The 21,939-nt window shown below is 58.7% G+C and carries 16 protein-coding genes; 6 read left to right on the forward strand and 10 right to left on the reverse strand.

Annotation, left to right across the window (positions count from 1 at the left end):
* Window positions 1–71 precede the first annotated feature (71 nt).
* A complete protein-coding gene (locus F8N12_RS20880; RefSeq protein ID WP_150582087.1) occupies window positions 72–1,370 on the forward strand; it encodes an MFS transporter in 1,299 nt (432 codons plus the stop codon).
* A gap of 172 nt (window positions 1,371–1,542) precedes the next feature.
* On the opposite strand, the gene F8N12_RS20885 is transcribed toward F8N12_RS20880, so the two are convergent.
* Entirely contained in the window at window positions 1,543–3,006 is a 1,464-nt protein-coding gene (locus tag F8N12_RS20885; protein ID WP_150582088.1) for a glyceraldehyde-3-phosphate dehydrogenase, read from the reverse strand.
* Window positions 3,007–3,369: 363 nt separating this feature from the next.
* On the opposite strand from F8N12_RS20885, the gene mfd reads away from it, so the two are divergent.
* The 3 genes from mfd to F8N12_RS20900 are packed head-to-tail and all read left to right on the forward strand — an operon-like array spanning window position 3,370 to window position 10,101.
* Window positions 3,370–6,819, forward strand: coding sequence for a transcription-repair coupling factor (mfd, locus tag F8N12_RS20890; protein ID WP_150582089.1), 3,450 nt, complete (start codon window positions 3,370–3,372; stop codon window positions 6,817–6,819).
* Window positions 6,820–6,829: 10 nt separating this feature from the next.
* Window positions 6,830–7,396 (forward strand): CsiV family protein, encoded by a 567-nt coding sequence (locus F8N12_RS20895; protein ID WP_150582090.1) that lies wholly within the window; start codon window positions 6,830–6,832, stop codon window positions 7,394–7,396.
* A gap of 11 nt (window positions 7,397–7,407) precedes the next feature.
* A complete protein-coding gene (locus tag F8N12_RS20900) occupies window positions 7,408–10,101 on the forward strand; it encodes a DEAD/DEAH box helicase (protein WP_150582091.1) in 2,694 nt (897 codons plus the stop codon).
* Window positions 10,102–10,146: 45 nt separating this feature from the next.
* Here the strand turns inward: F8N12_RS20900 and F8N12_RS20905 are convergent, their stop codons facing one another.
* The 3 genes from F8N12_RS20905 to F8N12_RS20915 form a co-directional block, all read right to left on the reverse strand.
* Window positions 10,147–10,884 (reverse strand): S-methyl-5'-thioinosine phosphorylase, encoded by a 738-nt coding sequence (locus F8N12_RS20905; protein WP_150582092.1) that lies wholly within the window; start codon window positions 10,882–10,884, stop codon window positions 10,147–10,149.
* A gap of 12 nt (window positions 10,885–10,896) precedes the next feature.
* Window positions 10,897–11,895 (reverse strand): beta-N-acetylhexosaminidase, encoded by a 999-nt coding sequence (gene nagZ, locus F8N12_RS20910; protein ID WP_191623198.1) that lies wholly within the window; start codon window positions 11,893–11,895, stop codon window positions 10,897–10,899.
* A 169-nt stretch (window positions 11,896–12,064) separates the two neighbouring features.
* Window positions 12,065–12,772 carry a TetR/AcrR family transcriptional regulator gene (locus tag F8N12_RS20915; protein ID WP_150582094.1) on the reverse strand — a complete coding sequence of 236 codons (708 nt, stop codon included), beginning with the start codon at window positions 12,770–12,772 and terminating at the stop codon, window positions 12,065–12,067.
* Between the two features lie 229 nt (window positions 12,773–13,001).
* Between F8N12_RS20915 and lexA the strand changes: the two genes are divergently transcribed.
* Together lexA and sulA are read left to right on the forward strand one after the other, a co-directional pair.
* Window positions 13,002–13,610 (forward strand): transcriptional repressor LexA, encoded by a 609-nt coding sequence (gene lexA / locus F8N12_RS20920; protein WP_150582095.1) that lies wholly within the window; start codon window positions 13,002–13,004, stop codon window positions 13,608–13,610.
* 10 nt (window positions 13,611–13,620) lie between these two features.
* A complete protein-coding gene (gene sulA, locus F8N12_RS20925) occupies window positions 13,621–14,094 on the forward strand; it encodes an SOS-induced cell division inhibitor SulA (protein ID WP_150582096.1) in 474 nt (157 codons plus the stop codon).
* Window positions 14,095–14,181: 87 nt separating this feature from the next.
* Here sulA and F8N12_RS20930 read toward each other — a convergent pair whose 3' ends face one another.
* From F8N12_RS20930 to fadB, 6 genes are all read right to left on the reverse strand, one after another.
* The gene (locus tag F8N12_RS20930) at window positions 14,182–14,415 is read right to left on the reverse strand and encodes a hypothetical protein (RefSeq protein ID WP_150582097.1); all 234 of its coding nucleotides are present in this window, start codon (window positions 14,413–14,415) and stop codon (window positions 14,182–14,184) included.
* 152 nt (window positions 14,416–14,567) lie between these two features.
* Window positions 14,568–15,092 (reverse strand): DUF6586 family protein, encoded by a 525-nt coding sequence (locus F8N12_RS20935; protein ID WP_150582098.1) that lies wholly within the window; start codon window positions 15,090–15,092, stop codon window positions 14,568–14,570.
* A gap of 164 nt (window positions 15,093–15,256) precedes the next feature.
* Complete coding sequence (gene topA / locus F8N12_RS20940; protein ID WP_150582099.1) at window positions 15,257–17,887, reverse strand: type I DNA topoisomerase; 2,631 nt, start codon at window positions 17,885–17,887, stop codon at window positions 15,257–15,259.
* 114 nt (window positions 17,888–18,001) lie between these two features.
* Entirely contained in the window at window positions 18,002–18,238 is a 237-nt protein-coding gene (locus tag F8N12_RS20945) for a DUF1653 domain-containing protein (RefSeq protein ID WP_150582100.1), read from the reverse strand.
* A 99-nt stretch (window positions 18,239–18,337) separates the two neighbouring features.
* Window positions 18,338–19,513 carry an acetyl-CoA C-acyltransferase FadA gene (gene fadA / locus F8N12_RS20950; RefSeq protein ID WP_007944141.1) on the reverse strand — a complete coding sequence of 392 codons (1,176 nt, stop codon included), beginning with the start codon at window positions 19,511–19,513 and terminating at the stop codon, window positions 18,338–18,340.
* Window positions 19,514–19,545: 32 nt separating this feature from the next.
* Window positions 19,546–21,693, reverse strand: a complete 2,148-nt coding sequence (gene fadB, locus F8N12_RS20955; RefSeq protein ID WP_150582101.1) for a fatty acid oxidation complex subunit alpha FadB — start codon at window positions 21,691–21,693, stop codon at window positions 19,546–19,548.
* Window positions 21,694–21,939: the final 246 nt, after the last annotated feature.

The raw sequence follows: 21,939 nt of genomic DNA on the forward strand, positions 1-21,939 counted from the left end.
GCAATCGTAAACCCGATCACCCCACAGGCGCAGCGTTTTCAAACAGGATTTACCAGCGTGAGTACCTGCAAATGTTTTCCAATACGAGCAACGGCAAAGCAATTTTTCGCGTCGTCAGCGGAAACTTCCTGGAGATGTTCGACTTCATGGTCTACGGTTTTTACGCCACGGCCATTGCTAAAACCTTCTTCCCTGCCGACAGCGCTTTCGCTTCCCTGATGCTGTCTTTGGCCACTTTCGGGGCCGGCTTCCTGATGCGTCCGCTGGGGGCGATTTTCCTAGGGGCTTACATCGACCGTCACGGCCGCCGCAAAGGCCTGATCATCACACTGGCAATGATGGCCGCCGGCACACTATTGATTGCCTGCGTGCCGGGTTACGCGACGCTGGGTGTCGCGGCGCCGCTGATCGTATTGTTCGGTCGTTTGTTGCAAGGCTTCTCGGCGGGCGTGGAACTGGGCGGTGTGTCGGTGTACCTCGCCGAGATCTCCACACCAGGCCGCAAAGGCTTCTTCGTCAGTTGGCAATCCGCCAGTCAGCAAGCCGCGGTGGTCTTCGCCGGCCTGCTCGGCATGGGCTTGAACCATTGGCTCAGCCCACAAGAAATGGGTGAATGGGGCTGGCGCGTGCCGTTCCTGATCGGCTGCATGATCGTGCCGGTGATCTTCGTGATCCGCCGTTCGCTGGAAGAAACCCCGGAATTCCAGGCGCGCAAGCACCGCCCTACCCTGCAAGACATTGTCCGCTCGATTGGTCAGAACTTCGGCATCGTCCTCGCCGGCATGGCGCTGGTGGTGATGACCACTGTGTCGTTCTACCTGATCACCGCCTACACCCCGACCTTCGGCAAAGCCGAACTGCATCTGTCGGATCTGGATACGTTGCTGGTGACGGTGTGCATTGGTCTGTCAAATTTCTTCTGGCTGCCGGTGATGGGCTCTGTGTCTGACAGGATCGGACGCAAACCCCTGCTGGTGACGGCGACGGTTCTGGCGATCCTCACGGCTTATCCAGCACTGTCATGGCTGGTTGCGAACCCGAGCTTCAGCCATCTGCTGATCGTCGAGTTGTGGTTGTCGTTCCTGTATGGCTCGTACAACGGCGCCATGGTCGTAGCCTTGACCGAGATCATGCCGGTGGAAGTTCGCACGACCGGTTTCTCCCTTGCCTACAGCCTGGCGACTGCAACGTTCGGCGGTTTTACACCGGCGGCGTGCACGTACCTGATCCACGTGCTGGACAACAAGGCGGCGCCGGGGATCTGGCTCAGTGGCGCGGCGGTGTTGGGGTTGATTGCGACGTTGGTGTTGTTCAAAGGCAATCGGCATCAACTGCGGACTGCGCAGGCAGCCGTGGTCGGCGGTGCCTGATAGATCGCCATCGCTAGCAGGCTAGCTCCCACAGGGGACTTGTGAACGCCACAGATCCAGTGTGGGAGCTAGCCTGCTAGCGATGAAGCCGGTGCTGGCAACAAAGAGCCAACAGACACACAAACAAAAACGCCCCGACCAAAGTCGGGGCGTTTTTATGTGCGGCTAAGGCTTAGCGCGGGAACGCTGGCGGGTTTACACCGGCCATGTCTTCCATCACGCGAACCACCTGGCAGCTGTAACCGAATTCGTTGTCGTACCAGACGTACAGCACAACGCGGTTATCGTTGCAGATAGTAGCTTCAGCATCCACCACACCGGCGTGGCGCGAGCCAACGAAGTCGGTGGATACCACTTCCTGGGAATTGACGTAGTCGATCTGCTTGTGCAGATCGGAGTGCATGGCCATCTGGCGCAGGTACTCGTTGATCTCTTCGCGGGAGGTGGCTTTCTCAAGGTTCAGGTTGAGAATGGCCATCGACACGTTCGGCGTCGGAACGCGGATCGCGTTACCGGTCAGCTTGCCGGCCAGTTCAGGCAGTGCCTTGGCCGCAGCAGTGGCAGCACCGGTTTCGGTGATGACCATGTTCAGCGCGGCGCTACGGCCACGGCGATCGCCTTTGTGGAAGTTGTCGATCAGGTTCTGGTCGTTGGTGTACGAGTGAACTGTTTCGACGTGACCGTTGACGATACCGAATTTGTCGTTGACAGCCTTGAGCACCGGCACGATGGCGTTGGTGGTGCAGGATGCTGCAGACACAATCTTGTCGTCAGCGGTGATTTCGTTGTGGTTGATACCGTGAACGATGTTCTTCAGTTTGCCTTTGCCAGGCGCGGTGAGCACAACGCGATCAACGCCCGGGCAGGCCAGATGCTGGCCCAGACCGTCGGCATCACGCCAAACACCGGTGTTGTCCACCAGCAGCGCATCTTTGATGCCGTACTGGGTGTAATCCACTTCGGTAGGATTTTTCGCGTAGATCACCTGAATCAGGTTGCCGTTGGCGGTGATGGTGTTGTTGGCTTCATCGATAGTGATGGTGCCATCGAACGGGCCATGCACCGAATCACGGCGCAGCAGGCTTGCGCGCTTGACCAGATCGTTTTCAGCGCCCTTGCGGACCACGATGGCACGCAGACGCAGACCGTCGCCGCCACCGGTTTTCTCGATCAGGATACGTGCCAGCAGACGGCCGATACGACCGAAACCGTACAGGACAACGTCGGTGCCCTTGCGAGCGTTGACGTTTTGCTGGCCAACGACGTCAGCCAGTTCTTCACGAACGAACTGCTCGGCGTTACGGCCATTGGCCTGGGCCTTGAACTTGACGGCCAGCTTGCCCAGGTCTACCGAAGCAGCACCGAGCTTGAGCTCGCTCATTGCCTTGAGCAGCGGGAATGTTTCGTGGACGGACAATTCGCTGTCATCGGACTGGCGGTGACGGGCAAAGCGGTGAGCTTTGAGAATCGCGATGACTGAACGATTGATCAGGCTGCGGCCATAGATCGAGCTCACCACATTGTTATTGCGGTACAGCTGACCGATAAGCGGAATCATCGCTTCTGCGAGTGCTTCACGGTCGATCCATTCACCAAGACACTGGTCGGGCTTCTGAGTCACGGGAACCTTCCACATGTAGGGGCAGAAAAAAGGGGCTACATTATGCCGCCGAGTGTTCCTCGTAGCAATGCGCACCTGTCGCGCGAGCGGTAACATTTTTCTGTTCAAAAAATTTACGCTTCGCTCAAGCCCAGTAAACCCGGGGCCTGCGGGATAGTCAATTTTTTGAACCGCTGGCCATAGTGTCCGTAACCCTCCGTAACACATGATGGATTTGCCACTACATATTCATCATTTTTGAACAAAAAACCGGAGGATTTTGTCTTTACCACTACATTTCATCTAACGTGCGTATCAGACACAGTCTGCAACTGACAGGCGGCACCCTGGGCCGTTACAATTACCGACTTTGTCGCAACGCTTGGAGCTCAACCTTCCGTGCCCGTTCTGCGTCTACCGCTACTCCCTGCCGCGGCAGGTAAACAGCACTGGGGCAATTTGCCTGGTGCCGCCCTGAGCCTGGCCATCGCCGAGGCTGCCAGCGCTGCCAAGCGCTTTACCTTGCTGCTGACCGCCGACAGCCAAAGTGCCGAACGGCTGGAGCAGGAGCTGAGCTTCTTCGCCCCGGATTTGCCGGTGCTGCATTTCCCGGACTGGGAAACGCTGCCCTACGATCTGTTCTCGCCGCACCAGGACATCATTTCCCAGCGCATCGCCGCCTTATACCGGCTGCCGGAATTGAGTCATGGTGTGCTGGTGGTGCCGATTACCACAGCGCTGCATCGCCTCGCGCCAACCAAATTCCTGCTCGGCAGCAGCCTGGTGCTGGACATCGGCCAGAAGCTCGATGTCGAACACATGCGCACTCGCCTTGAAGCCAGCGGTTACCGCTACGTTGACACCGTGTACGAGCACGGCGAATTCACCGTGCGCGGCTCGCTGATCGACCTGTTCCCGATGGGCAGCAAATTGCCCTATCGCATCGACTTGTTCGACGACGAAATCGAGACGCTGCGTACGTTCGATCCGGAAAACCAGCGCTCCATCGACAAAGTGGAAACCGTTCGCCTGTTGCCTGCGCGTGAATTTCCACTGCAGAAAGATGCGGTCACGCGCTTCAAGGCGCGCTTCCGGGAACGCTTCGATGTCGACTTTCGGCGTTGCCCGATCTTTCAGGACCTGAGCAGCGGGATTACCCCGGCCGGTATCGAGTACTACCTGCCGCTGTTTTTCGATGAAACCTCCACGCTGTTCGATTATCTGCCCCAGGACACCCAGGTGTTTTCCCTGCCGGGCATCGAACAGGCGGCGGAAAACTTCTGGAACGACGTGCGCAATCGTTACGAAGAACGCCGCGTCGATCCGGCTCGTCCTTTATTGCCACCTGCCGAATTGTTCCTGCCGGTGGAAGACTGCTTCGCGCGCCTGAAAAACTGGCCTCGGGTAGTTGCCAGTCAGCAGGACGTGGAAACCGGAGTCGGCCGTGAGCGCTTCCCCGCTCGCGCGTTGCCTGACCTGGCCATCGAAGCCAAGGCAACTCAGCCGTTGGCGGCGCTGGCCGGTTTCCTCGATGAATTTCCTGGCCGCGTGCTGTTCACCGCCGAGTCGGCAGGCCGGCGGGAAGTGCTGCTGGAGTTGCTCGAACGCCTGAAGTTGCGACCAAAGACTGTCGACAGCTGGCCGGATTTCGTCGCCAGCAAAGAGCGCCTGGCAATTACCATCGCGCCGCTCGACGAAGGCTTGGTGCTAGACGATCCGGCCCTGGCGCTGGTCGCCGAGAGCCCGTTGTTCGGGCAGCGCGTGATGCAGCGTCGTCGCCGCGAAAAACGCGCCGACGCCAATAACGACGCGGTGATCAAGAACCTCACCGAGCTGCGCGAAGGCGCGCCAGTGGTGCACATCGATCATGGTGTCGGCCGTTATCTCGGGCTGACCATCCTGGAAATCGATGACCAGGCCGCCGAGTTCCTGACCCTCGAATACGCCGAAAACGCCAAGCTGTATGTGCCGGTCGCCAACCTGCACCTGATCGCCCGCTATACCGGCAGCGACGACGCCCTGGCCCCGCTGCATCGCCTCGGTTCCGAAACCTGGCAAAAAGCCAAGCGCAAAGCCGCTGAACAAGTGCGCGATGTCGCCGCCGAGTTGCTCGACATCTATGCGCGCCGCGCGGCCCGCGAAGGTTACGCCTTCGCCGATCCGAAGGCCGATTACGCGACGTTCAGCGCCGGCTTCCCGTTCGAAGAAACCCCCGACCAGCAAACCACCATCGAAGCCGTGCGTGCCGACATGCTCGCACCAAAACCGATGGATAGACTGGTCTGCGGCGACGTCGGTTTCGGCAAGACCGAAGTGGCCATGCGCGCGGCGTTCATTGCCGTGCATGGTGGCCGCCAGGTGGCGATTCTGGTGCCGACTACCCTCCTCGCCCAACAACATTACAACAGTTTCCGCGACCGCTTCGCCGACTGGCCGGTGACCGTGGAAGTGATGAGTCGCTTCAAGTCGACCAAGGAAGTGAATGCCGCCGTCGCCAACCTCGCCGAGGGCAAGATCGACATCGTCATCGGCACGCACAAGTTGCTGCAGGACGACGTCAAGATCAAAAACCTCGGTCTGGTGATCATCGATGAAGAGCACCGTTTTGGCGTCCGCCAGAAAGAACAGCTCAAAGCCCTGCGCAGCGAAGTCGACATCCTGACGCTGACCGCCACGCCGATTCCGCGCACGCTGAACATGGCGGTGTCGGGCATGCGCGACCTGTCGATCATCGCCACCCCGCCGGCGCGTCGTCTGTCGGTGCGCACTTTTGTCATGGAGCAGAACAAAAGCACGGTCAAGGAAGCCTTGCTGCGGGAGCTGCTGCGCGGCGGGCAGGTCTATTACCTGCACAATGACGTGAAAACCATCGAGAAATGCGCCGCCGACCTCGCCGAACTGGTCCCGGAAGCGCGGATCGGCATCGGCCACGGGCAGATGCGTGAACGTGAACTCGAACAGGTAATGAGCGACTTCTACCACAAGCGCTTCAACGTGCTGATCGCCTCGACCATCATCGAGACCGGCATCGACGTGCCGAGCGCCAACACCATCATCATCGAGCGCGCCGATAAATTCGGCCTGGCGCAGCTGCACCAGCTACGCGGCCGGGTCGGTCGCAGCCATCACCAGGCCTACGCCTACCTGCTGACGCCACCGCGCCAGCAAATCACTGCCGATGCGGAAAAGCGTCTCGAAGCGATTGCTAATACTCAGGACCTCGGCGCGGGCTTCGTGCTCGCCACCAACGACCTGGAAATCCGTGGCGCCGGCGAGTTGCTGGGCGACGGCCAGAGCGGGCAAATTCAAGCGGTCGGTTTTACGCTGTACATGGAAATGCTCGAGCGTGCGGTAAAGTCGATCCGCAAAGGCGAGCAGCCTAACCTCGATCAACCATTGGGTGGCGGACCGGAAGTCAATCTGCGCGTTCCGGCATTGATCCCCGAGGATTACCTGCCGGATGTGCATGCCCGCCTGATCCTGTACAAACGCATTGCTTCGGCCACGGACGAGGAAGGCCTCAAGGACCTGCAAGTCGAGATGATCGACCGTTTTGGCCTGCTGCCGGAGCCGACCAAAAACCTGATGCGCATCACCGCACTGAAGCTGCAGGCCGAGATACTGGGCATCAAGAAAGTCGACGGCGGCCCGCAAGGCGGCCGAATAGAGTTCGCTGCGCAAACGCCGGTGGACCCGCTGACGCTGATAAAACTCATCCAGAGCCAGCCGAAACGCTACAAATTCGAAGGCGCAACGATGTTCAAATTCCAGGTGCCGATGGAGCGTCCGGAAGAGCGCTTTAATACTGTAGAGGCGCTGTTCGAGCGCCTCATTCCGAAAACTGCTTGAAGGACGCCGCATGCGCCTGTTTCACACGCTGACTTTGCTGATGACTCTGGTCACCCCAGCAGCATTCGCCGACGATCTGTATCAGGTCGAAATGATTCTGGTCCGCCAGAATGCCGTGCCGGCCATTGTCAGCCGAGCCGCGCCCGAAGACTGGGCTGGCGGGGCCGAACGTCTCAGCGCCGACAGCCTGCGCACGCCAAGCCTCAACCCGGAAGTTGAAAAGCTCACGGCGAGCAAGGAATACACGGTATTGCTGCATAAAGCCTGGCAGCAGAACCTCGGCGAAGAAGCCAGCAAGGTCGCGATCAGCGAAGGCGCCGAGCAGTTTGGCCAATTCCCGATCGAGGGCACGCTGAGTTTGAAGATGGGGCGCTTCACCGACGTTGATGCAGATTTCTGGGTCAATCAAATCGATGCCAACGGCATGGTCACCGCCAGCGAACGCCTGAAGCAGGAAAGCCACACCAGGAATGGCCAGCTCAACTTTCTCGACAACGGTCATTTGGGTCTGCTGATCAAGATCACCTCGCTGACCGCACCGCCACCTCGCCCAGTCCCTGAAGAAATTCCGGACTGATTGAAGTCCATATGCCTGCAACCCTGAGCAAACCCCTCGCACCTTCCTGGGTCAGCCGATTCAAGGAGCAAAGTCTGGAGCGTGGCCGCCGCTACGCGCTGGAGAATCGCGTCAGGATTGTCGAGGTAGGTGACGCGACCATTACTGCGGCCTGTGAAGGTTCGGGTGGTAACGTTTACCGTCAGACCATTCGCTTGCGCGAGTCAGCCAAAGCCACTCTGTTGATGGTCGATGCAACCTGTACTTGCCCGGTGCGCAGCAACTGCAAACACTGCGCAGCGGTGCTGCTCAAAGTCCAGGAAACCCTGGCGTATCCCGCCGCCGCACAGGACGCCGATCTGCTGGAAAAACTGCAAGCGGTGCTGGAAAACCGCGGCCCGAAAGCACCGCCGCAAGTGCTGGTGGACAACGTTCAGCCAATCCCGCGACTGTGGCTGGCGAGCATCGAATTCAGCGCCTTCGAACCGCGCAACGGCAAGATGCAGCGCTACATCCAGCATCGCGCCGCGTTGTCCTTCAATTATCTGGATGAATACGTCAGCGGACAGAAAAACACTGACGTGCTGATTCGCCAGGAAACACAAACACTGCGGATCAAACGCCACCCGGAAGTCGAACAAGCCTACAGGGAACAGTTAAGAATCCTCGGCTTCAAGATCGCCACCCGGCAAAGCAAGGCCTTGCCGGAAAGCGCAGGCGAACTCTATGAGATGGTCAATGACAGCGCCTGGCTAACCTTCACCCTCAACGAATTGCCCAAGTTGCGAGCGCAGAATTGGGAACTGCAGATCGATGAGGATTTCGGTTTCGACCTGACCGCCGTCGACGATTGGTACGCCACGGTCGAGCAGGCGCCGGAGCGCGACTGGTTCGATCTGGAACTGGGGATCATCGTCAATGGCGAGCGGCTGAGCCTGTTGCCGATCCTGCTTAATCTGATGCGTTCCCACACCGAAATCCTCAACCCGGAACGCCTCGCCCGTCGTCGTGATGACGAGCTGATTCTGGTGAACATTCCCAATCGGCCGAATTCCGAACACGGCCCGCTGCAGGTCGCCCTGCCCCTCGGACGCTTGAAGCCAGTGTTGGCAACGCTTGGCGAGTTCTATCTGCAAGACCCCGGTGAAGTCACCTTACGCCTGAGCAAAGCGGACGCAACGCGCCTGAATCCGCTGGAAGGCCTGCCATTGCTTTGGGAAGGCGGCGAGCAGATCCGCACGTTTGCCCAGCGGTTGCGCGACATCCGCGATTACACCGCGACCGTCCCCGAGGGTTTGAATGCGACCCTGCGCCCCTATCAACTGGACGGCCTGAGCTGGATGCAGTCGCTGCGGCAACTGGAAGTCGGCGGCATACTTGCGGACGACATGGGCCTGGGGAAAACCCTGCAAACGCTGGCGCACATTCTCAGCGAGAAACAGGCCGGCCGACTTGATCGGCCATGCATGGTGGTGATGCCCACCAGCCTTATTCCGAACTGGCTCGACGAGGCCGCACACTTCGCGCCACAACTGAAAGTACTGGCGTTGTATGGCGCCAGTCGCAAAAAGCATTTCGAGCACCTCGCCGACTACGACCTGATTCTGACCACTTATGCGCTGCTGCCCAAGGACGTTGATCTGCTGGCCGAGCAACCGCTGCATGTGCTGGTGCTGGACGAGGCGCAGTACATCAAGAACCCGAACAGCAAAGCTGCCCAGGCTGCCCGTGAACTGAATGCGCGCCAGCGCCTGTGCCTGAGCGGCACGCCGCTGGAAAACCATTTGGGTGAACTCTGGTCGCTGTTCCACTTTCTGTTGCCGGGCTGGCTTGGCGACGTCAAAAGCTTCAACCGCGATTACCGTGTGCCGATTGAGAAGCGTGGCAGCGAAGTCAGGCTTGAGCACCTCAACGGCCGGATCAAGCCATTCCTGCTGCGCAGAACCAAGGAACAGGTGGCCACCGAGCTGCCGCCGAAAACCGAGATCATCCATTGGGTCGAGCTCAATGAAGCCCAGCGCGATGTGTACGAAACCATGCGCCTGGCGATGGACCAGAAAGTCCGCGACGAGATTACCCGAAAAGGTGTTGCGCGCAGTCAGATCATCATTCTCGAAGCGCTGCTCAAACTGCGTCAGGTGTGCTGCGATCTGCGCCTGGTCAACGACGCCGCGTTGCCCGCGCGAGGCAGTTCTTCGGGCAAGCTCGACAGCCTGATGGAGATGCTCGAGGAATTGTTCGAAGAAGGCCGACGGGTGCTGCTGTTTTCGCAGTTCACCTCCATGTTGTCGCTGATCGAAATCGAGCTGACCAAACGGGGCGTGGCCTACGCGTTACTGACCGGCCAAACCCGCGACCGTCGCACGCCGGTGAAAGATTTCCAGAGCGGCAAACGTCAGATCTTTCTGATCAGTCTGAAAGCCGGTGGTGTCGGTTTGAACCTGACCGAAGCGGACACAGTGATTCATTACGATCCGTGGTGGAACCCGGCGACGGAAAATCAGGCCACAGACCGGGCCTACCGCATTGGGCAGGAGAAGCCGGTGTTCGTCTACAAGATGATTGCTCGCGGCACGGTGGAAGAGAAAATTCAGCACCTGCAGAAGGAAAAATCCGACCTGGCGGCAGGCGTGCTGGACGGGCGGACCGCCGGTGACTGGAAACTGCAGAGCGACGACATTGAAGCGTTGTTCGCGCCGTTGCCGGACAAGCTGGAGAAGCGCTGAGTTTCACAGCGCTGGCTCGACTGCTATCGGATCACAGTGCCTGCCTCAACCCTTAAGCACTCGGGCCAATGTCGATTTGACCTTGCCCATGCCGTCCTGCAGTGCCTGCTCGATCTCAGCCATGGTGATGACAGCCGTGGTTTTCCCGGCCGCCGGATTGACCACCAGCGCCAGACAGGCGTAATCCAGTTCCAGTTCGCGGGCCAATGCTGCTTCGGGCATGCCGGTCATACCGACGATGTCACAACCATCGCGCTCCAGGCGGGCGATCTCCGCGACCGTTTCCAGACGTGGGCCCTGGGTACAGGCGTACACGCCCTGATCGCTGTAAGCGACACCCTCGTCCGCCAGCGCGGCCAGCAACTGCTGACGCAGCGGTTCGCTGTAGGGAAAACTGAAATCGATATGGGTGACGTGTTCCAGATCGTTGGCGAAATAGGTGTGTTCGCGGCCGCTGGTGTAGTCGATCAACTGATGCGGTACACAAAAATGCCCGGTACCCATTGCCGCGTGAATGCCGCCGACGGCATTGACGGCAAGAATGGCTTCAGCCCCGGCCTGCTTCAACGCCCAGAGGTTGGCGCGATAATTCACCTGATGCGGGGGGAAACGGTGCGGGTGACCGTGACGGGCGAGAAACAACACTTCCTTGCCGGCATATTCGCCGACCTGCACTTCAGCCGAAGGCGCGCCGTAGGGGGTGTCGACCGCCAGTGACTGACGAATGCTCAGGCCTTCGAGTTGCGTCAGGCCGGTGCCACCGATAATCGCGTAAACGGTCATAACCATGAATCCTTATTCAATCAGTTGAGCTTCTTTGAGCGCGCCGATGGCCGTCAGCCAGCGTGGGCTCTGGCGATACTCGGTATTCGCGTACGACTGCCCGCGCATCCGAGCAATGCGCGAGGACGGTTGAACACGCAAGCGTTGAGCAGCGCTGAGGGCCAGCTCGGCAGCAGCGCGATCATTGCAGACCAGACCCATGTCGCAACCGGCGCTCAAAGCGGCTTCTATGCGACTGGCCGCGTCGCCTGCTACGTGCGCACCGGCCATCGACAGGTCGTCACTGAAGATCACGCCGTCAAACTGCAACTCGCCACGCAGGATGTCTTGCAACCAACGCCGGGAGAAACCAGCAGGCTGGGAATCGACTTGCGGGTAAATCACATGAGCAGGCATGACCGCTGCCAGCTGCTTGCTCAGCCTGGCGAACGGCACCAGATCGCGGGCACGGATTTCTTCAAGACTGCGCTCATCGTTGGGGATGGCCACGTGGGAGTCCGCTTCGGCCCAGCCGTGGCCGGGAAAGTGCTTGCCGGTGGCGGCCATGCCGGCGCTGTTCATGCCACGAATAAAGGCACCGGCCAACAACGCCGCGCGTTGCGGGTCACCTTCAAAGGAACGGGTGCCGACGACAGCGCTGCGCTGGTAATCGAGATCCAGCACCGGGGCGAAGCTCAGGTCCAGACCGACCGCCAGCACTTCGGTAGCCATGATCCAGCCGCACTGCTCAGCCAGGTATTGCGCGTCCGGGTTGTCGGCAATTGCGCGCATTGCCGGCAGCCGGACAAATCCCTGGCGCAGGCGTTGCACACGACCGCCCTCCTGGTCCACCGCCAGCAGCAGATCGGGACGGATGGCACGAATCGCGGCGCTCAACTCGCGAACCTGGCGCGGGTGCTCGATGTTTCGCGCAAAAATGATCAGGCCGCCTACTTCAGGCTGGCGCATCAATCGGCGATCTTCGGCCGTCAGCCAGGTACCGGCGACGTCCACCATCAACGAGCCTTGCAGGCCAGCAGTCATAGCAATTCCTTTAATACGATGAATCCGGCTCGCACGCGGTTGCCAGGACGGGTCATGCCCGCCAGCGTGGCGTTTATATACGGAGCGAATTCAAGACGAGAGTCGACATGGGCGGCTAGCTTAGCGGATGTCAGCTGCCCCGCCCACCCGTGAGAGGTCAAACCTTGGCAGCAACCTGTGTCGATTTGCTGCGTGGACGCAGCTGCGCAGTGGCCATGGCAGGGTCGGTCACGCCGGTCTCGGCACGCATGCCGGCGGCAAGAAACGGCACCATCAGGCGCATTACCTGCTCGATGGACGTATTGACGCCAAAATCAGTCTCGGCAATTGCGCGCAGCGCTTTGATGCCTGACATGCTGAATGCCGCCGCACCGAGCATGAAGTGCACGCGCCAGAACAATTCGATCGGCGGAATGCGCGGCGCCGCTTCGTTGACGAGCATCATGTAGCGGCGGAACACCTTGCCATACATGTCTTCGAGATAGCGACGCAAATGGCCCTGGCTCTGGCTGAAGGCGAGACCGAGCAAGCGCATGAAAATCGACAGGTCGTTGCCACTGCGAGGCTGCACGACGAGGGCTTGCTCGACGAGAATCTCCAGCAGCTCTTCAAGGGTCGGCTTGTTGTCAGGCTTGGCCTGACGACGTTCGAGCTCCTTGTCGAGGCTCAGACAGAAGGGCCCGAGGAACCGTGAAAACACGGCCTGGATCAACGCCTTTTTCGAGCCGAAATGGTAATTCACCGCCGCCAGGTTGACCCCGGCCTTGCTGGTGATCAGACGCAATGAGGTTTCAGCGAAACCTTTTTCCGCGAACAATTGCTCAGCAGCATCAAGAATGCGTTCAACGGTTTCCGACTGGGCCATGGCTACTCCGCCTGACAAACACTTGTTTGAAACATACGTTTCAGCCCAAGCCTTGTCAAGCCTGCCGGTTCGTTTTGGGAATGGTCAGTCAGCTATTTAACCATACATCAACAGGGTGTTGATCGGGGCGTCCATCGACCGTCTGGCGGCGGACAAAAAATGGGGCATTGCCAGAATGCTTTCACTGTATATAATCCCAGTCACTGTATAAAAAGACAGAGCGATCAATATGCTAAAGCTGACGCCACGCCAAGCAGAGATTCTGGCCTTCATCAAACGCTGCCTTGAAGATAACGGCTACCCGCCGACCCGCGCGGAAATCGCTCAGGAACTGGGCTTCAAGTCGCCCAACGCGGCTGAGGAACACCTGAAAGCCCTGGCCCGTAAAGGCGCAATCGAGATGACGCCCGGTGCCTCTCGAGGTATTCGCATCCCTGGCTTTGAAGCCAAAGCGGACGACTCCACACTGCCCATCATTGGCCGGGTGGCTGCCGGCGCACCGATCCTTGCCCAGCAGCACATCGAAGAGTCCTGCAACATCAATCCGACCTTCTTTCATCCGCGCGCTGACTATCTGCTGCGCGTGCATGGCATGAGCATGAAGGACGTAGGCATTTTTGATGGCGACCTGCTGGCCGTGCACACCACTCGCGAGGCTCGCAATGGCCAGATCGTGGTGGCCCGGATCGGCGACGAAGTTACCGTCAAGCGCTTCAAGCGAGACGGCAGCAAGGTCTGGTTGATGGCCGAAAACCCTGAATTTGCCCCTATCGAAGTAAACCTGAAAGATCAGGAACTGGTGATCGAAGGCTTGAGCGTTGGCGTCATTCGCCGCTAAAGGAGGCTTTATGCAGTTCCCACACACCTCACAGCAAGCCCAACTGCCGTTGTTCGAGGCATTCATGGTGCAGCCGATGGCGCCGATTCTGGAAGATGTGGTCACGACGCCCTGGAGCGCCGAACCGGATGTTTTCAGCGAATTGTCGCTGCGAGGTGCGGCCGGGAATTGCCTGAACCTGCTGGCCCCTGTGCTCAGGGAGCTAAGTCAGGATCAGGATGCGCGGTGGCTGACGTTGATCGCACCACCTGCCAGTGTCACGCAAGCATGGCTTCGGGATGCCGGATTGAATCGTGAACGCATTCTGCTGCTGCAGCCACGTGGCGCCCAAAGCGCACAGCAGCTAACCTGCGAAGCCCTGCGTCTGGGTCGTAGTCACACCGTTGTCAGCTGGCTGAATCCGCTTAACACGACTTCGCGGCAACAACTGATCACCGCGGCCCGGACCGGCGACGCACAAAGCCTGAACATTCGGTTAGGTTAATCAGGCAGCGCGTTAAAAATGCGCAGGGCTTCTCCAAGGATAGAGAGGCCGATCAGAAGGGGTATCCATTCAGAACGACGAACGGGTTCAGTGAAGAACCCGAGAACTTTCATCCGTAGTGAAATCACCCTCAACCAGACGCCCCGCCATCTGAACGCCGACGCTCAACATCGCCTTGGCGACTTCCACGTGCTGACCTTGCAAGAAGGCCTTGGCATCCTCAGAGAAATCCAAAGTAACCAGAGAACCTTCGTCCTCGGCTCTGCGTAGCTCGATACGGCCGTCTGGTAACTCGACAATTTCTAGAAAGGACGTTGGCATAAAGGTCTGATCTCCACGGAAGGCGGCGATTATATAGACATCAGCCAGGCTCCGCTCGGGATCTTGACCAGATGCCTTTCCGAAACGACATTTCTGCCAGCACCCGTCCCTGAACTCACAGAGGCTCCGGCTTTGCGCAGGGGTTACGCACCTTAGCTCTCGCTAAGGCCTTCGCGGAAACGAATTGCCAGGCTTTTCAGATTCTGACGCCAGCTCTCCAACTCGTCCCGACTCAGCTCTTGCGGCAATGCTGCTTCGTCCAGATTCACCGCCTGGATCAGCGGCTGCGTCACATCACCCTTGGGTTTATGGGGTGCGCGCGGTGGCTGGAAAAGCGCTGCGTGAGACCCTAGCAACCTTGCCAGCCATGTTTCCGGGTTGTGCGCCAACTCCACCAGTTCGGCCATCTCAGGAATAGCGATGGCATCGAGTACTTCACGTGTGAGCAGCATCTCTGCCCGCGGCGCACCGGCTTGAGGCAAACGATAGAAGCCAGCAATCTCATGGCACAACCCCAGCAGCGCACCGTAAAGATGAAATAACGCCGATTCGCGGTTGGCCTGGATCAGCGCCAGCGCATTCATCGCCCGCCCCTCTTCAGCCCGGGCAAGCGCCTCCAATGAAAGGCCAGCGAAATAGATTTTCTGATTGGTACGGGTATAAAGTTCGTGGGCCATGACGGCAGCCTCCACAACAGAATAATTACGACACACAAGTCAGTCAGTGTCGTGGATCACCTGCGCTTCCGGCAAGCAAAACAAAAAGGCCGCATGAAACCCTGTCGGTTTCATGCGGCCTTTTCAACACGAGCGCGCTAGCTCTTCAGCGAGCAGATAACCGCTTATGCCTTGACCTTCGCCGGACGCTTGTCTTCCACCGTCCACTTCCCACCGTCGTAGAACGCTTTCCAGCCAGTCGGCTTGCCGTCGACTTCAGTCTGCACGTACTGCTCTTTGGTCTTGCGGCTGTAACGAATCACCGCCGGCAAACCATCCGGGTCCTTCTTCGGTGCTTCGAAGAGGAAGTGATACTTCGGATCGATCTCATCCTTGTGCGGGACAATTTCCATGACCAACGGAGCACGCGTCTCGCGGTTTTTCGGGAACTGACTCGCGGCCAGGAACAGCCCGGAAGCACCGTCGCGCAGGATGTAGGTGTCGTTGACCTTCTCGCATTTGAGTTCAGGCATCTTCACCGGATCCATCTTCGGCGGCGCCGCATCACCGCTTTTCAGCAGCTTGCGGGTGTTCTTGCAGGTCGGATTGGTGCAACCAAAGAATTTGCCGAAACGGCCGGTCTTGAGCTGCATCTCGCTGCCGCACTTGTCGCATTCCAGGCTCGGACCTTCGTAGCCCTTGATGCGATAAGAGCCCTCTTCAATCTCGTAACCTGCACAATCGGGGTTATTACCGCAGATGTGCAGCTTGCGTTTCTCGTCCAGCAGGTAAGCGTCCATCGCCGTGCTGCAGATCGGGCAGCGATGTTTGCCGCGCAGCACCAGCGATTCCGATTCGCCTTCATCGTCTGCGGCGATTTCGTCGCCCGGAACCAGATTGACCGTAGCCTTGCAGCGTTCTTTCGGCGGCAGGCTGTAACCCGAGCAACCAAGGAACACACCGGTAGAGGCCGTGCGAATCTGCATCGGACGGCCACAGGTCAGGCACGGGATATCAGTCATCACCGGCTGGTTGGCACGCATGCCGCTGTCCGGACTTTCGGCTACTTCGAGTTTTTTCTTGAAGTCACCGTAGAATTCGTCAAGCACGTTTTTCCAGTCGCGTTCGCCCTGAGCCACGTCATCAAGGTTCTCTTCCATACCGGCGGTGAAGCCGTAGTCCATGAGATTGGAGAAACTCTCGGACAGACGCTCGGTGACGATGTCGCCCATCTTCTCGGAATAGAAACGACGGTTGTGCAGCGCCACGTAGCCGCGGTCCTGGATGGTCGAAATGATTGCAGCGTAAGTCGAAGGCCGACCGATACCGCGTTTTTCCATTTCCTTGACCAGGCTGGCTTCCGAGTAACGCGCCGGCGGCTTGGTGAAGTGCTGGGTCGGATCAAGCTTGATCAGCTTCATCGCGTCGCCCTGTGCCATGTCCGGCAGCACGTCATCGTCGCCAGGTTTGGCGATCTGCGGCATCACACGGGTGTAACCGTCGAACTTGAGGATGCGGCCCTTGGCGCGCAAATCGAAATCGCCGGCGCCAACGGTAACGGTGGTCGACAGGTATTGCGCCGGCAGCATCTGGCAGGCGAGGAACTGGCGCCAGATCAGCTCGTAAAGGCGCTCGGCATCTCGCTCCATGCCTGTCAGCTTGCTTGGCTCGGTGTTGGCATCGGATGGGCGAATGGCTTCGTGAGCCTCTTGCGCGCCTTCCTTGCTGCTGTAGACGTTCGGATTTTCCGGCAGGTACTTCTTACCGAATTCGCCTTCGATATACGTGCGCGCCATCGTCACGGCATCGGCCGAGAGATTGGTCGAGTCAGTACGCATGTAGGTGATGTAGCCAGCTTCGTACAGACGCTGGGCCATCATCATGGTTTTCTTCACCCCGAAGCCCAGGCGGTTGCTCGCAGCCTGTTGCAGGGTGGAGGTGATGAAGGGCGCCGACGGCTTGCTGCTGGTTGGCTTGTCTTCACGCTTGACGATGCTGTAGCTGGAAGCCTTGAGCTTTTCCAGCGCGGCCATGGCCTGAGCTTCGTTCAGCGGCTTGAAGGCTTCGCCTTTTTCACGGGCGACGTCGAAGCGCACAGTCGCGCCTTTGGCCGTGCCCAGATCGGCGTGAATTTCCCAGTATTCTTCGGGAATGAACGCGCGAATTTCGCGCTCACGATCCACCACCAGCTTCACGGCAACCGATTGCACGCGACCGGCCGACAGGCCACGGGCAATCTTCGCCCACAGCAGCGGCGAAACCATGTATCCCACGACGCGGTCGAGGAAGCGGCGCGCCTGTTGAGCGTTGACCCGGTTGATATCCAGCTCGCCAGGTTTGGAGAACGCTTCCTGGATGGCTTTCTTGGTGATCTCGTTGAACACCACGCGCTTGTAGCGGCTGTCGTCACCACCGATGGCTTCGCGCAGGTGCCAGGCAATGGCTTCCCCCTCGCGATCCAAGTCGGTTGCGAGATAGATGGTGTCAGCATCCTTGGCGAGCCGGCGCAGCTCTTCGATGACCTTTTCCTTGCCCGGAAGGATCTCGTACTTGGCTTTCCAGCCGTGATCGGGATCGACGCCCATGCGTGAGACCAGCTGCTTGCGCGCTTTCTCTTTCGGCGTAAGCACCGGACCTTCACCCGCAGCGGCCTTGCCACGCTTGGCAGCTGGCTCTTTGCTGGCGCTAGCCGAACCGCTGGTGGGCAGGTCTCGGATATGGCCGATACTCGACTTCACCACGTATTGGTTGCCCAGATACTTGTTGATGGTCTTGGCCTTAGCCGGGGATTCCACAATGACCAGCGATTTGCCCATGGATCAGAAAATTCCTGAATTCTAGAAGTGAAAGGCGGTTGGCGCCTGACGCGGCACCGCTATATATAGTGGCTACAAGGTGAGGTCAAGCGCAGGGTTTAGCGCGCACTCAGCTTATGGCTTGGAAAAAAGGCTCGGTTCGGCCTGGACCAAAGCAAAGCGCGGCACCTGTTCGCCGTCAACTTCAACCGACTCCAGGAACATGCTCAGGGGACGCACCCAAAAGCCGTAATCGCCATACAGGGCTTGGTAGAAGACCACTTCTTCTTCGGTTTCGGAATGCTGCGCGATGCTGAACACGCGGTACTGCGGACCTTTGTAATGTTGGTAGAGCCCAGGTTGTATCGGCATGGTTTGGCCCCCTCTCAAATTTTTTCAAAAATAAAAACAAAATAAATCCAGAAAAACAAAAACCGGGGCACTTGGCCCCGGCTTCCGTCAGCGGAACGCTTAGACGCGTTCGAAGACGGTGGAGATGCCTTGGCCGAGACCAATGCACATGGTAGCTACCCCGAAGGTGCCGCCATTCTGCTTCATCACGTTCAGCAATGTGCCGGAGATACGTGCACCCGAGCAACCGAAAGGGTGACCCAGAGCGATTGCGCCGCCGTGCAGGTTAACCTTCTCGTTCATCTTGTCGAGCACTTTCAAATCTTTCAGCACGGGCAAGGCCTGCGCGGCGAAAGCTTCGTTGAGCTCGAAGAAGTCGATATCGTTGATGCCCAGGCCCGCGCGCTTCAGTGCTTTCTGCGTGGCCGGTACTGGACCATAGCCCATGATTGCCGGGTCCACACCTGCCACTGCCATTGAGCGAATCACGGCCATCGGCTGGATACCGAGGTCCTGGGCCCGCTGCGCCGACATCACGATCATGCACGAAGCACCATCGGTGATCTGCGACGAAGTACCGGCTGTCACGGTGCCGCCCTTGGGGTTGAAAGCAGGCTTGAGCGCCGCCAGGCTTTCCAGGGTGGTTTCCGGACGAATGGTTTCGTCGTAGTCGAACAGTTTCAGGAAACCGTTCTCGTCATAACCCTGCATCGGGATGATTTCGTCTTTGAACTTGCCTTCCAGAGTCGCCTTGTGGGCGAGCTGGTGGGAGCGCACGCCAAAAGCGTCCTGTTGTTCGCGGGTGATGCCGTGCATTTTGCCGAGCATTTCCGCAGTCAGGCCCATCATGCCCGAAGCTTTCGCCGCGTACAGCGACATGTGCGGGTTCGGATCGACACCGTGCATCATGCTCACGTGGCCCATGTGCTCGACGCCACCCACCACGAACACGTCACCGTTGCCGGTCATGATCGCTTGCGCGGCAGTGTGCAGCGCACTCATCGACGAACCACACAGACGGCTAACGGTCTGGCCGGCGGCAGTGTGAGGGATCTGTGTCATCAGGGAGGCCATGCGTGCGATGTTCCAGCCCTGCTCCAGGGTCTGGTTCACGCAACCCCAGATCACGTCTTCGACTTCGTTAGGGTCGACCTTGACGTTGCGTTCCAGCAATTTGCTGATCAGGTGCGCCGACATGTCTTCGGCGCGGGTGTTGCGGTGCATGCCGCCCTTGGAGCGGCCCATCGGAGTACGACCGAAGTCGACAATCACGACGTCTCTTGGATTCAAGCTCATAAAATTTCACTCTCGCTCAAAAGTTGGGACGCTTAACCGAAGAACCGTTGGCCAGTCTTGGCCATTTCACGCAGCTTCGCGGTCGGGTGGTACAGCGCGCCCAAATCAGCGTACTGGTCAGCCAGGGCAACGAACTCGGCAACACCGATCGAATCGATGTAGCGCAGCGCACCGCCACGGAATGGAGGGAAACCAATACCGTAGACCAGACCCATGTCGGCCTCGGCAGCGGTCTCGACAATGCCGTCTTCCAGGCAACGGACGGTTTCCAGGCACAGCGGGATCATCATCCAGTTGATGATGTCTTCGTCAGTGACGTCGCGCTGCTCGTAAACGATCGGTTTAAGCACTTCCAGTACCGACGGATCGGCGACTTTTTTCTGCTTGCCCTTCTTGTCGGTCTCGTACGCGTAGAAGCCCTTGCCATTCTTCTGGCCCAGGCGCTTGGCTTCGTAGAGCACGTCGATCGCCGAACGACGGTCGTCCTTCATGCGATCCGGGAAACCTTCAGCCATCACGTCACGACCGTGGTGACCGGTGTCGATGCCGACCACGTCCATCAGGTACGCCGGGCCCATTGGCCAGCCGAATTTTTCCATGACTTTGTCGATACGGACGAAGTCGACACCCGCGCTGACCAGCCTGGCGAAACCGCCGAAGTACGGGAACAGCACGCGGTTGACCAGGAAGCCCGGGCAGTCATTGACGACGATCGGGTTCTTGCCCATTTTCTTGGCGTAGGCAACGGTGGTGGCAACGGCCAGCTCACTGGACTTCTCGCCACGGATCACTTCCACCAGCGGCATCATGTGCACCGGGTTGAAGAAGTGCATGCCGACAAAGTTTTCCGGACGCTTGAGGGCTTTCGCCAGCAAGGTGATGGAAATCGTCGAGGTGTTGGACGCGAGGATAGTGTCTTCTTTGACCTTGTCTTCGACTTCGGCCAGAACGGCCTGCTTGACCTTCGGGTTCTCGACGACCGCTTCAACGACCAGATCGACGTGACCGAAATCACCGTAGGACAGGGTTGGGCGAATGCCGTTAAGGACTTCAGCCATTTTCGCAGCGGTCATACGACCCTTGTCAACGCGACCGACCAGCAGCTTGGCGGCTTCAGCCAGACCTTGCTCTATGCCGTGCTCGTTGATGTCTTTCATCAGGATCGGCGTGCCTTTGGAGGCCGACTGATAAGCGATACCGCCACCCATGATGCCGGCGCCCAGTACGGCAGCCTGCTTCACGTCCCTGGCGATTTCGTCGTAGGCCTTGGCCTTTTTCTTCAGTTCCTGATCGTTCAGGAACAGACCGATCAAGCTCTGCGCGGCAGAGGTCTTGGCCAGTTTGACGAAACCGTTGGCTTCGACTTCCAGCGCTTTGTCGCGACCGAAGTTCGCCGCTTTCTGGATTGTCTTGATCGCTTCAACCGGCGCCGGGTAGTTAGGGCCGGCCTGGCCTGCAACGAAACCTTTAGCGGTTTCGAAGGCCATCATTTGTTCGATTGCATTCAGCTTCAGCTTTTCCAGCTTCGGCTGACGCTTGGCCTTGTAGTCAAACTCGCCGGAGATGGCGCGCTTGATCAGCTCCAATGCGGCTTCCTGAAGTTTCTCAGGCGCGACCACGGCATCGACGGCGCCGACTTTCAGCGCGTCTTCAGGACGGTTTTCCTTGCCGGCGGCGATCCACTCGATCGCATTGTCGGCACCGATCAGGCGCGGCAGACGAACGGTACCGCCGAAGCCCGGGTAGATGCCCAGCTTGACTTCCGGCAGGCCGATTTTAGCCTTGGTCGACATGACGCGGTAATCCGCTGCCAGGCACATCTCCAGACCACCACCGAGGGCGATGCCGTTGATCGCGGCGACAGTCGGGACGTTCAAGTCTTCGAAATCGCTGAAAATCCTGTTGGCTTCCAGATTGCCAGCAACCAGCTCGGCATCAGGCAGCTTGAAATTCTCCACAAATTCGGTGATGTCGGCGCCGACGATGAACACGTCCTTGCCACTGCTGACGATCACACCCTTGATCGAAGCATCTGCCTTGATGGTGTCTACCGCCTGACGCAGCTCGTTCAGGGTTAGACGGTTGAACTTGTTGACGGACTCACCCTTGAGGTCGAATTGCAATTCGACGATGCCACTCTCAAGAGCTTTAACCGTGATGGCTTTACCTTCGTAAATCATCAACTGATCTCCACGATATGGAAGCTGAACAGTACACGTCGGACGCAGGCGGAGGGCTTGGCAGGGACGCTTATCGTCGATGCTACGCCCATCCACCCGGCACACCCGCCGACGCGATAGTCGGGATTCTGTAGGAACGTTCTTACAAGCAAACGCTCAATTCATACGCCCGTTTGATTCGGGTACGTCACCTTCAGGGAAATCCAGACAATTGTCAATCGCCCAAAACAAGGGTTGAAACTAGAC

The organism is Pseudomonas fluorescens (assembly GCF_902497625.1).
Classification (GTDB): domain Bacteria; phylum Pseudomonadota; class Gammaproteobacteria; order Pseudomonadales; family Pseudomonadaceae; genus Aquipseudomonas; species Aquipseudomonas fluorescens_BQ.